The sequence below is a fragment of the Pelagibacterium sp. 26DY04 genome, assembly GCF_031202305.1.
In the GTDB taxonomy this organism is placed as follows: Bacteria; Pseudomonadota; Alphaproteobacteria; order Rhizobiales; family Devosiaceae; genus Pelagibacterium.
The window spans coordinates 3,772,858-3,785,354 of record NZ_CP101731.1; the positions used below are offsets into that span (position 1 = coordinate 3,772,858).

The 12,497-nt window shown below is 63.6% G+C and carries 9 protein-coding genes and 1 tRNA gene; 8 read left to right on the plus strand and 2 right to left on the minus strand.

Going from position 1 to position 12,497, the window contains the following annotated elements:
- The first annotated feature begins 32 nt into the window (after positions 1–32).
- Positions 33–108, plus strand: a tRNA-Thr gene (locus tag NO932_RS18735).
- Positions 109–234: 126 nt separating this feature from the next.
- On the plus strand, positions 235–516 hold the full coding sequence (locus NO932_RS18740) for a 4a-hydroxytetrahydrobiopterin dehydratase (protein ID WP_309211089.1): 282 nt from the start codon (positions 235–237) through the stop codon (positions 514–516).
- On the opposite strand, the gene NO932_RS18745 is transcribed toward NO932_RS18740, so the two are convergent.
- Positions 513–1,070 carry a hypothetical protein gene (locus NO932_RS18745; protein WP_309208893.1) on the minus strand — a complete coding sequence of 186 codons (558 nt, stop codon included), beginning with the start codon at positions 1,068–1,070 and terminating at the stop codon, positions 513–515. The two genes, NO932_RS18740 and NO932_RS18745, sit on opposite strands and share 4 nt — an antisense overlap.
- A gap of 444 nt (positions 1,071–1,514) precedes the next feature.
- Between NO932_RS18745 and NO932_RS18750 the strand changes: the two genes are divergently transcribed.
- From NO932_RS18750 to NO932_RS18770, 5 genes are all read left to right on the plus strand, one after another.
- Positions 1,515–1,991: a TerB family tellurite resistance protein gene (locus NO932_RS18750; protein ID WP_309208894.1), complete on the plus strand. Its 477-nt coding sequence runs from the start codon at positions 1,515–1,517 to the stop codon at positions 1,989–1,991.
- 320 nt (positions 1,992–2,311) lie between these two features.
- On the plus strand, positions 2,312–2,617 hold the full coding sequence (locus NO932_RS18755; RefSeq protein WP_309163590.1) for a YggT family protein: 306 nt from the start codon (positions 2,312–2,314) through the stop codon (positions 2,615–2,617).
- 18 nt (positions 2,618–2,635) lie between these two features.
- A complete protein-coding gene (locus NO932_RS18760) occupies positions 2,636–2,956 on the plus strand; it encodes a DUF167 family protein (protein WP_309208895.1) in 321 nt (106 codons plus the stop codon).
- A 288-nt stretch (positions 2,957–3,244) separates the two neighbouring features.
- Positions 3,245–5,377, plus strand: a complete 2,133-nt coding sequence (locus tag NO932_RS18765; protein WP_309208896.1) for a sodium-translocating pyrophosphatase — start codon at positions 3,245–3,247, stop codon at positions 5,375–5,377.
- Positions 5,378–5,564: 187 nt separating this feature from the next.
- Entirely contained in the window at positions 5,565–10,322 is a 4,758-nt protein-coding gene (locus tag NO932_RS18770) for an NAD-glutamate dehydrogenase (protein WP_309208897.1), read from the plus strand.
- Positions 10,323–10,730: 408 nt separating this feature from the next.
- Here the strand turns inward: NO932_RS18770 and NO932_RS18775 are convergent, their stop codons facing one another.
- Positions 10,731–11,651: a glycerophosphodiester phosphodiesterase family protein gene (locus NO932_RS18775; RefSeq protein WP_309208898.1), complete on the minus strand. Its 921-nt coding sequence runs from the start codon at positions 11,649–11,651 to the stop codon at positions 10,731–10,733.
- 188 nt (positions 11,652–11,839) lie between these two features.
- On the opposite strand from NO932_RS18775, the gene ppa reads away from it, so the two are divergent.
- A complete protein-coding gene (gene ppa / locus NO932_RS18780) occupies positions 11,840–12,370 on the plus strand; it encodes an inorganic diphosphatase (protein WP_309208899.1) in 531 nt (176 codons plus the stop codon).
- Positions 12,371–12,497 lie beyond the last annotated feature (127 nt).

Consider the following 12,497-nt stretch of genomic DNA (forward strand, 5'->3'; position numbering starts at 1 on the left):
AGTAAAAGGACGCCCATCCGCCTCCGGGCCAAGCCGCTTTAGCTCAGTTGGTAGAGCACATCATTCGTAATGATGGGGTCGCGTGTTCGAGTCACGCAAGCGGCACCACTTCCTTTTCATTGCCGCTGACCGCAAGCCGCCCGATCACGCCTTGTGATCCGCGCGTCCTGGGCCGACAATGGCGCGCCGATCCCGTGCATCCCCGCACCGGGCGAGGAGAAAAGGATGAGCGATATGTCCAATGATCACCCCGCGATCGATCTCGATGCGGCGCTGTCCCGCCTTGAGGGCTGGGAGAAAACGCCCGCGGGCGCCATATCGAGAAGCTTCAAGTTCAAGGATTTTACCGAGGCTTTCGCCTTTATGACCCGTGTGGCGCTTTTGGCCGAAAAGGCCAACCATCACCCGGACTGGTCCAACAGTTACAACCGCGTGACGATCACGCTCAAGACTCACGACAAGAACGCTGTCACGCAAAAGGACATCGATCTGGCGACGGCCATTTCCGCGCTTTAAGCCGCCGGCGCCGTCGTCCTCAGCGCCACGCGCCGCACGCCCAGCCAGCCCAGATAGAGGGCGAGGGCGATCGAGAGCGTCTCATGGTAGACGGCAAGATCGGGCACGAAGATCCGCGCCAGATGCCCGATCGCCAGCCCAGCCGGCACCAGCGCCGCCGTCGTCGGCGCGCCGGGCGCCTTGCTGAAATGGATGGCAAAGGCGGTGAGCCCCGCCACCACGAACACCAGCGCCAGCAGGTAGAAGGGGGTAAAGACGATATCGGCATGCCCCACCGTCCCCTCCGCCATGGCCCCGAGCACCCCCGAGGTCAGAACGATGATCATCACCATGGCAAAGGAAAACGCCCCGAAGGCGCAAAGCGCGATTCCCACGCGCCCAGGTTTGACCATGCCGGGCAGGTCCTTGAGCGTCCAGATGCCGCAGCCGGCCAGCACCATGCCCACCGTGGTGACAGTCCCCCCCGCCACCGTAATCTGGGCGCCGGTGAGCATAATGGCTTCTCCGAGGGCCCATAGAGCACAGCCGGCAAGCAGGATGGCGGCAAGAATCATGGTGGTTTCCGGTATTGAGCCGCCCGCGCCAAAAAGCCCGGACGGGAAGTGAACCTATATTGGCGATCGGGGTCCGATCGCTCGATCAATCAGCTTGGAGCGGCCATCGGGGTTCATCGGGCCCGTTGCGCTCTTTGTCGATAAAGGGTCGCAGGCACGCTGGGAACGTGACAAATCTGCTCACCGACAACCATCCGCCTCCCAACGCACACATCGCCATTGCCAACGCGGCGTCATCTAACCCCTCGTCGGGGCAAAGACAACATCGTGAGGGGCGCCATTGTCCGGTCATAACCGGCTATGGCGGAACGCACCGTCCCCTGTGGCAGGTAAACGACAGACGGCAAAATCCTTGCTCACGCTCTGTTGCCCCCGCTTGAGCCTGACGGTCCCTCTCCTTAACCTTGGGGTGAAATTGTCCTCCTGCCCAAGACGAGCCGGTTCATGTTCGACGCCATTGCCCGCCTTTTCGGCCAGCCCGAAACCAACGCCGCCCAGCCCATGGAGCCGCGCATGGCGGTTGCCGCGCTGCTCGTGCACCTGGCTTCCGTCGATGGCGCTTCGAGCCCCATCGAAGCCAAGGCGATCGCCAACGCGCTCAAGGACCACTATGATCTGGAGGAAGGAGAGGTCAAAAAGCTTCTTGCCGAAGCGCGACGCCGCGATCGCGACGCGGTCGATTTCTACCAGTTCACCACCCGGCTGGCCCGGCTCGAGGAAGCCGAGAAGATCGAGATCATCAGGATGATGTGGCAGGTGGTCTTTGCCGATGATTCCAATCACGAGCTCGAGGACAACATGGTCTGGCGCGTGGCCGAGTTGATCGGCGTCTCCTCGCGCCAGCGCACGATATTGCGCAATCAGGCCAAGCGCTCCACCACCCCGCCCGATACCGTTCCGCAAGACGGCGAAGAAGGCTGACCGGCCAACTCTCCCATTTTGCAATGCCAGCAATTGCAAAATGCAATGCCGGCCCGCGATCGGGTTCCTGGGTTTAGACTAAAATTGCAGCGATTGCGCCGGTTCTGCTCCATGGGGCAGATTTGGCACGCCGCATGCATTGCTCCATCCATCCGGAACTTTGTGTGTTGCGTACCGGGTAAACTCTTGCAAAGGCCCCAGCCTCGCGTAACTGAGGCGGGCCTTTTTTCTTGCCCAGCTCGATACGGCCGCGGCGGCAACCATTTCTTTTCCCGTTTGAGCACTTTATATAAACCCCGATCGCGAAAAAGGGACCGCCCATGCTGTTTGGACTTTTGCAGTTTATCGACGTCGTGCTGAGCCTCGTCATCTTCATCATGATCGCTCAGGTGATCGTGAGCTGGCTTTTGGCTTTCAACATCCTCAACATGTCCAACCAGTTCGTGGCCACCATCGCCAACGCGCTCTGGCAATTGACCAATCCGCTGCTCGCCCCCATCAGGCGCATGCTGCCTAACTTCGGCGGTTTGGACATTTCGCCCATCATCTTGTTCCTGGCGATCTATTTCATTCGCCTGGTGATCCTTTATCCCTTGATGCGCCAGGTCGCGATGCAGGGCCTCTGATCGAGGGCCTGTCCGGCCGTGACCGTCCCGGCCTTTTTCACCCTCACCCCCGATGGCGCGCGGCTTGCCCTGCGCGTCACGCCCAATGCGCGCACCGCCCTGATCGATGGGCCCGAACTGCGTGCCGACGGCTCCTGCGCCCTCAAGGTTCGCGTGGCTGCCCCGCCCGACAAGGGCGCCGCCAATGCCGCCGTCCTCACGCTTCTTGCCAAAGTCACCGGCCTTCCCAAATCCGCCTTCACTCTCATCAGCGGGCAAACCAGCCGCTCAAAGCTCGTGGCCATTGCCGGCGACCCCCAACGCCTCGCCACCATTCTGGCGCGACTTTCCTTCCGATAGGTCAATACTGATGCAGCGCCGTCCTTGTTGCGATTCAAGGCGCTAACATCAAATAAGCCAGCAACCCTGACCAATAAAGGCACAAGAATATCGATTGCCTCTAGCCGTGGGTTCCGCCTATCTTCCTTTCGGAACTGCGCTGCGTCGCAGATCTGCGTCCATCCCAGGGAGAGGGAACGTTGGGAGGGGCGGGAAGGATAATAAACCGGACCGGGCGGAAGTTTTCGGCCAGCGCGGCCGCACCCTTCCTTGAGCCCTTTCCGGGCTAAAAGTGAGGGGAATAAGACTATGACTTTGGCCTTATGGCTGATTATTGCTTGTGGCGTCCTCTCGGTCGTCTATGGCATCGTGACAACGCGCACGCTTCTGGCCGCCAATGCCGGCAGCCCGCGCATGCAGGAAATCTCAAACGCCGTGCGCGAAGGCGCCACCGCCTACCTTCGCCGCCAATACACCACCATCGCCATCGTCGGCGTCGTGATCCTCATCCTCGCTTGGCTGTTGCTCGGCCTTTATGCCGCCATCGGCTTTCTGATCGGCGCCGTGCTCTCGGGGGCGGCCGGTTTTATCGGCATGCATGTCTCGGTCCGCGCCAATGTCCGCGTCGCCCAGGCCGCCACCACCTCGCTCGCCGGCGGGCTCGACCTTGCCTTCAAATCCGGCGCCGTTACCGGGCTGCTGGTCGCGGGCCTCGGCCTTCTGGGCGTCACTGTCTATTTCCTCGTTCTTGTTTCCATCGGCTTTGCCGCCACCGACCGCACGGTGATCGACGCGCTCGTCGCCCTGGGCTTCGGCGCCTCGCTGATCTCGATCTTCGCCCGTCTGGGTGGCGGCATCTTCACCAAGGGCGCCGATGTGGGCGGCGACATGGTGGGCAAGGTGGAAGCCGGCATCCCCGAGGACGATCCGCGCAACCCCGCCACCATCGCCGACAATGTGGGTGACAATGTCGGTGACTGCGCCGGCATGGCCGCCGACCTGTTCGAAACCTATGTGGTGACCGTGGTCGCCACCATGGTGCTCGCCGCCATCATCCTGCCCGCCGAATTGCAACTGCTCGGCATGGTGCTGCCGCTCGCCATCGGCGGCGTGTGCGTTTTGACCTCGATCGCCGGCACCTTCTTTGTCAAGCTCGGCGCCTCGGGTAACATCATGGGCGCGCTCTACAAGGGCGTCATCGCCACCGGCGTTCTCTCGCTCATCGCGCTGCTGCCGGTCATGTGGCTTCTCTTCGGTGACATGGGCACCCCCATCACCGTCGGTGACACCATCTTCACCCCGTGGGCGCTCTATTTCTGCGGCATCGCCGGGCTGGTGATCACCGGCTTGATCATCTGGATCACCGAATATTACACCGGCACCGACCGCCGACCGGTCAATTCCATCGCCGAAGCCTCGATCACCGGCCATGGCACCAACGTCATCCAGGGCTTGGCGGTTTCGCTTGAATCCACCGCCCTGCCGGCCCTGGTGATCATCGCCGGCATTATCGTCACCTATTCCCTGGCGGGCCTGTTCGGCATCGGGGTGGCTGTCGTCACCATGCTGGCCCTGGCCGGCATGATCGTGGCGCTCGACGCCTTCGGGCCGGTCACCGACAATGCCGGCGGCATCGCCGAAATGGCGGGCCTGCCCGATGAGGTGCGCAAGAACACCGACGCCCTCGATGCTGTCGGCAACACCACAAAAGCGGTGACCAAAGGCTACGCCATCGGCTCGGCGGGCCTGGGTGCCCTTGTGCTGTTCGCCGCCTACACCCAGGACCTTTCCTACTTCATCTCCACCGCCGCCGAAGGCAATTTCTTCTTCGGCGTGGGCGAGGTGAGCTTCTCGCTCGCCGATCCTTACGTTGTCGTCGGCCTGCTCTTTGGCGGCCTTTTGCCCTTCCTTTTCGGCGGCATGAGCATGACCGCCGTGGGCCGGGCCGCCCAGGCCGTGGTCGTCGAGGTGAGGCGTCAGTTCCGGGAAAACCCCGGCATCATGGAGGGCACCACCAAGCCCGATTACGGCCGCGCCGTCGACATGCTGACCAAGGCCGCCATCCGGGAAATGATTATCCCCTCGCTGCTGCCGGTCCTTTCCCCAATCGTCGCCTTCTTCGTCATCCTCCTGATCGCCGGCAAGGCCGCGGCCTTCGCCGCGCTGGGCGCCATGCTGCTCGGCGTCATCGTCACCGGCCTTTTCGTCGCCATCTCCATGACGGCGGGCGGCGGCGCCTGGGACAACGCCAAAAAGAGCTTCGAGGACGGGTTCACCGATTCCACCGGCCAGACCCACTATAAGGGGTCCGAAGCCCACAAGGCCTCGGTCACCGGCGATACGGTGGGCGACCCCTACAAGGACACCGCCGGCCCGGCGGTGAACCCGATGATCAAGATCACCAACATCATCGCCCTCCTGCTGCTGGCCGTCCTTCACTAGCGGCGGATCACCACTATCCGAGCCGGGCAACCTTGCCCGGCTTTTTTCGTTCTGCCTTACGATGGGGCAGCCATCCTGACAGATACCAAGGTATTATGTCTTTGAATTTTAAAGATGATATTGGACTTGTCCATCAAGCTGGAATAGCGTGTCCGCTATCGCGGACGTGGTTGAGGGACGCTTGGCAATGATCGAATCCACCGAAGCGCGCATGGGCGAATGGCGCGACCGGCTCACCCACCTCAAGACCGAAAGCTCCGAACTCTTCGGCTTCATCGCCAACGCGCTGCGCTCGGCCGATGAGCAGGACCTGGCGCTTTACGATCCCCAGACGCTGGAAACCCTGCTCCGCCGCACCTTTTCCGAAATCGGCCACCGCGCGCCCGGCAAGGCCGATATCCGCATCTGGACGCCCGAAACCCCCGACGGGGTCACGATCATCGACATCCATTCGGCCGATACCCCCTTCATCGTCGATTCCGCGCTGGCCGCCATCCGCGCCGCCGGCGGATCGATCCGCTTCATGACCCATCCGGTCGTCGCGCTCGACACCTCCGCCACCCCTTGGCGCGTACTCGACGCCCCCACCGAGCACTCGCGCAACGAAAGCGTGCTGCAGGTCCATATCGACCCCCCCGCCGATCCGAAAACGCTCGAAACCATCCGCCTCGAGCTCGACCAGACCATGGCCCAGGTCCGCGCCGCCGTCCTCGATTGGCGCGACATGCTCGAACGCCTGCGCACCGTTGTCGTCTCCTACCGCTCCCACCCGCCCCAGATGCGCGAACCCGCGCTTACCGAAGCCATCCACTTCCTCGCATGGCTGGCCGATCACAATTTCACTTTCCTCGGCATGCGCGAATATCATTTGACCGGTGAGGGCGAGGACAAGACTCTGGTGCCCGTCGAAGGCTCGGGCCTGGGCATATTGCGCGACCCCGACTACCTCTACCTGCGCGAGGGCAACACCTACACCCATATGAACGCCCGGCACCTGGCGTTCCTTGATACCGACGAGCCGCTGATGGTTACCAAGGCCAATCGCCGCGCCCTCGTCCACCGCCGCATCCATATGGATTATGTCGGGGTCAAGACCTTCGACGAGACGGGCACCATCACCGGCGAATTGCGCATTCTGGGGCTGTTCACCTCAGCTTCGCTCGCCACCCCGGCCACCGAAGTCCCGCTGGTGCGCCGCAAGATCGCCGAGGTCATCCGCCGCTCGGGCTTCGATCCGCGCTCCCATGCCGGCAAGGCCCTGATGACCACGCTCGATAACTACCCGCGCGACGAGCTGTTCCAGATCTCGGTGGACGAACTCTCCGAATTCGCTACCGTCATCTCCACCCTTCCCGACCGCCCCCGCGTCCGCGTCCTGCCGCGCATCGACAGGTTCGACAATTTCGTTTCCGTCCTCGTCTACCTCCCCCGCGACCGCTTCGATTCCACCGTCCGCGCCCGCATCGGCGAGCATCTCGCCGCCCGCTATGACGGCCATCTTTCCGCCTTCACCCCCGATTTCCCCGAAGGCGATCTGGCCCGCGTTCATTTCATCATCGGCCGCAACAATGGCGAAACCCCGCGCCCGGATCGCGAGGACTTAGAAGCCGAAATCTCCGAGCTCACCCGCACCTTTGCCGATCGCCTGCTCTCGGTGGCCCCCCATCCTGGCGAGATCGCCGACTACGCCGACGCCTTTTCCCCCGATTACCAGATCGCCCATTCCCACGCTGATGCGCTCGACGACATCGCGCTTTTCTCCTCACTCGGTCCCGACACCCCCCTCGCCCTGCGCCTCGTTCCCGGCGAGGAAGGCCCCCACAGCCTCACGCTGAACGTCTACCACCGCGCCGATCCGATCCCGCTCTCGGCCCGGGTACCCATGCTGGAAAATTTCGGCTTCGGGGTGGTCGACGAACGCACCTTCACCATCCACCCTCGCGGCCGCCAGCCCCGTTTCCTGCACGCCATGGCGCTTGAGGTGCCTGCCGGCCCACCCCTCGATCTGGCGGCCAGCGCCGCCCGCATCGAGGATGCGATCCTGGCTGTCGCCCGCGGGGTCGCCGAAAACGACGGCTACAACCGCCTCACCCTCGTTGCCGGCCTCGCCCACGCCGATGTGGCCATCCTGCGGGCGCTCGGCCGCTATCTCAAGCAGATCGGCATCGCCTTCTCCCAGACCTATATCTGGACGGCGCTCGCCGCCCATCCCGCCATCGCCCGTGCCCTGGTCGAGCTGTTCCACACGCTCCACGATCCCCATCTCGATAGCGACCGCGCCCAGGCGGCCCAGGCGCTCCACCAGGGGATCGCCACCGGGCTCGACGCCATCACCTCGATCGACGAGGACAGGATCATCCGCCGGCTCCTGAACCTCATCGAAGCGAGCGTGCGGACCAATCTCTACCAGCGCGTCAACGGCAAACCGCGCCCGGCCCTGGCCATCAAGTTCGACGCCACGAAGGTCGAAGGCCTGCCCCAGCCGCGCCCCTGGCGCGAGATTTTCGTCTATTCTCCCCGCGTCGAAGGCGTGCATATGCGCGGCGGCCCCATCGCCCGCGGCGGATTGCGCTGGTCCGACCGTCCCGAGGATTTCCGCACCGAAATCCTGGGGCTGGTCAAGGCGCAGATGGTCAAGAACGCGGTGATCGTGCCGGTCGGCGCCAAGGGCGGGTTCGTTCCGCGCCTGATGCCCGCCAGTCCCGACCGCGAGACCGTCATGGCCGAGGGCACGGCCTGCTACAAGATCTTCGTCTCCGCCCTGCTCGATGTCACCGACAATCTCGTGGGCGATACCGTCCTGCCTCCCGAAACCGTGTTCCGGCGCGACAATGACGACCCTTATCTGGTCATTGCCGCCGACAAGGGCACGGCGAGCTTTTCCGACACCGCCAACGCCATCGCGCTCGAGCGCGACTATTGGCTGGGCGATGCCTTCGCCTCGGGCGGTTCGGCCGGCTACGATCACAAGAAAATGGGCATCACCGCCCGGGGCGGATGGGAAGCGGTCAAACGCCATTTCCGCGAAATGGACATCGACATCCAGACCCAGCCTTTTTCCGCCGTCGGCGTGGGCGATATGAGCGGCGACGTGTTCGGCAACGGCATGCTGCTCAGCGAAAAAACCAGGCTGATTGCCGCCTTCGATCACCGCGACATCTTCATCGACCCCGATCCCGATCTCGAAAAGAGCTTTGCCGAGCGCCGGCGCCTGTTCACGCTGCCCCGCTCGAGCTGGCAGGACTACGACGCCGCGCTGATTTCCGAGGGCGGGGGCGTCTTTTCCCGCGCCGCCAAATCGATCCCGCTCACCCCCCAGATGCAGGCCGTGCTCGGCCTCTCGGCGGCCAGCGCCACCCCCGCCGAGATCATGTCGGCCATCCTTTCAGCCGATGTCGATCTTTTGTGGTTCGGCGGCATCGGCACCTATATCCGCGCCTCGACGGAAACCGACGCCCAGGTGGGCGACAAGGCCAATGACGCCATCCGCATTCCCGCCGTTTCGGTCCGCGCAAGGGTGGTCGGCGAAGGCGCCAATCTCGGCGTCACCCAGCGCGGCCGCGTCGAATATGGTTTGAAGGGCGGCCGTATCAACACCGACGCCATCGACAATTCGGCCGGCGTCAACTCCTCCGACCTCGAGGTCAACATCAAGATCGCGCTGTCCGACCGCGTGCGCTCCGGTCAGCTCGAGCTTGGGGCCCGCAACGCCTTCCTCGCCGAGATGACCGACGAGGTGGCCGAGCTGTGCCTGAGGAACAACTACCTCCAGACCCTCGCCCTGTCGCTGGCCCAGCGCCGCGGCATGGCCGATTTCCCCGACCTCGTCGATTTTATCGAGACGCTGGAAAAGGCCGGCGAGATCAACCGCGCCGTCGAATACCTTCCCGACGATCAGACCCTTGCCGAGCGCGCCGCCACCGGTGTGGGTTTCACCCGCCCCGAGCTCGCCGTGCTGCTCGCCTATGCCAAGCTCGATCTTTACGACAAGCTGCTCGCCTCCCCGGTCCCCGACGATCCCTATCTCGCCCGCGAGCTGTTCCGCTATTTCCCCGAAACGCTCAAGGCCCGCTTCCCCGAGGCGATCGAGACCCATCGCCTGCGCCGCGAAGTGATCGCGACGGTCCTTTCCAACGCCATGATCAATCGCGGCGGCCCCGCCTTCGTCACGCGGTTGGTGGCCATCACCGCCGCTGAGCCGGGCGCCGTCGCCTTTGCCTATGCCGCCGCCCGCGACAGTTTCGAGCTTCAGGAGCTGAACGCGGCGATCGATGCCCTCGACAACCGCGTCTCGGGCGAAACCCAATTGGCGCTTTATGCCGAAGTGCAGTCCCTGCAGGTCGATATGGCCCTGTGGTTCCTGCGCAATGAAGAATTTTCCGGCGGGCTTTCGGGGCTCATCGAGCGCTATCGCTCCGGCATTGCAACGGTCCGCGCCGCGCTCCCCGATCTGGTTTCCGCCTTCCTTGCCGAAGCCACCGCAACCCAGGAGCGCGGCTTTGAAGCCGGCGGCACCCCGCCCGACCTCGCCCGCCGCATCGCCGCCCTTTCCGTCCTGTCCCTGGCCCCCGACGCGGTCCTCGTCGCCCATCGCTGCAACGCCGAAGTGCGCGACGCGGCTACCGCCATGTTCGCGGTGATCGACATGTTCAAGCTCGGACGCCTGACCGAACACCGCGCGACAATCGCCGCCGCCGACCGCTTCGACCGCATGGCCATCGACCGGGCCCTCGCCAATCTCACCCGCGCCCTGCGTGGCCTTTCCGCCGATATCCTCTCGTCGGGGGACGGCCCCATTCAAACGCGCATCGAAGCCTGGAAGACCCCCCGCCAGACCGCCATTTCCCGCATGGCCGGAACGGTGTCCGATCTGATCGAAGGTGACCTCACCATCTCCCGCCTCTCGGTCGCCGCCGGCCTCCTGAGCGATCTGGCCAGAAGCTAGGATCGCTCGCGCCACCCTCTCCCTTTCGTCGTCTTCGGGCTTGACCCGGACGGAGACCGCAGGGTTTCCGCGCAACTCAGAAGAAGTGCGTTCCCCCACCTCTCCCGCACCACAGGCAGCGTTGCGGATCGTCGGGTAAAGCCCGACATGACGAACCAGAGGGTGGCGATGACGACCGCGACGACCGCTTTGAACTTAACCCAAGGCTTGACCCGAGAGTGAGCACCGCCCTCTGGCCAAGTCGCCTCACTGAGTTGATTTGCAAAGCAACCGCCCGGAGTGCAGCGCAGGACCGCAGTCAGGACCCCACCCCTCCACCTCGTCGTCTTCGGGCTCGACCCGGAGACCCGCAAGGTTTCAACGCAGCTCAGAAGACGTGTGATCCCCCACCTCTGCCGCGCCGCCCCATCACGCCCAGTCGGTGATCCCCAGTGCATCGAGCGCCGCCGAATACTGGTCGGTGCAAATAAACGGCAATCCCTCTTCCACGGCGCGGGTATAGAGGTTGGGGTTGACGTTGCCGGGCTCATAGCGCTTGTCGATGTTCTGCACGTCGAGAAGGGCCGGGGCATCGATTTCCGCCAAGTCCAGCGTGCCCTTCATGTTCGGCAGGTCGAACCCGGCCATGCCGATCAGATGTTCTGGATTGAGCCCGGTATCGAGGATCGACTGCACATCGGGCAGCCCCAGGCCTTCGATGAACGGCACGAAATAGACAAGATCGGGCGCCAGCTCCTGGTAGTGTTCAAGAATCTCGCGCCCATAAGCGCTCACGATCACCCGCGATTCCGCGCCCCGCGCGCGCACCATCTCGACCAGCAGCGCCGGGTCGATATCCTTGGTGTCGAGCCACAGCATGGCGCCGTTCTCGCCCCAGTCGAGGAAGTCTTCAAAGGTCGGGATCGCATAGCCCGTCGCCTGCCCCAGATTGTCGCGCAGGGTGAGCCCGGCAATATAATCGGCGGAAACCTCATCGACCCGTCCCGTGCCGGTCGTCCCCCGATCGAGCGTTTCGTCATGCACGCAAACCGGCACCCCGTCGGCGCTGGTGCGCACGTCGATCTCGATAAAGGCTGGGCCGCGCTTGATCACCTGCTCGGCCCCGAAAATCGAACATTCCGGTATGCCGCCCCAAGGATAGTAGCCCGCCCGATGCGCCATGATCGCCGGGTGCTCCAGAAGTGCGCTCAGCCGGGTGTAGGCGGCCAATTGGTCGGTTGAAGCGAACCGCTTGATGAAGCTTGCGTCCTGCCCCAGCGCCGGCGTGCCCGAAAAAGCCGTGGCGGCGATCGTCGCCGAGCTCAGCGCCATGAAATCTCGTCTGTTCATTTTGAAATTCTGCCTATGGTGTGACCGCCCCCCTTCCCGGTTAGATCACGCCCATGAACGCAGCTTGACGGTCCCGTGCCAAACAGATGACACCGCCCCTCTCCTCGATACGCCTTGCATTTGCCCCTCTCCCTAGGCAAAAAGCCTCCCGTCTCCTCCTCCCTCCCAATCAGGAAACGAACGGCACCATGAATATCGACGCCATCCCCGTGGGCAAGAACCCGCCCGAGGACCTCAACGTCATCATCGAAGTCCCCCTGGGCGGCGAGCCGATCAAATACGAGATCGACAAGGATTCCGGCGCCCTTTTCGTCGACCGCTTTCTCTATACGCCCATGCGCTATCCGGGAAATTACGGCTTCGTCCCCCACACCCTGTGCGGTGACGGCGACCCGCTCGACGTGATCGTCTTGAACTCCCGCCCCCTGGTTCCCGGCGCCATCGTGCGTTCGCGCCCGGTCGGGGTGCTGTTCATGGAAGACGATGGCGGCCAGGACGAAAAGATCCTCGCGGTTCCCGTTTCCAAGCTCACCAAGATGTATGACGGCATTGCCGACGTTACCGATCTGCCCGAAATCCAGATCGAGCGCGTGAAGCACTTCTTCATGCACTACAAGGATCTCGAGCCCGGCAAATGGGCCAAGATCGATCGCATCGGCGGCGTCGAGGACGCCCGCAAGGTAATCCTCGATTCCATCGAAATGGCCAACAAGGGCTGATCGGACCGGGGGGTGCGGCATCGGCTCCACCCCCTCCTTGTCATTGTGGGACTTGTTCGCCCAATCCAGGTGCAGCGCTGGCCGAAATCTCACATGCCAGTTACCGCCCCAACCCTTGACCAAAAGC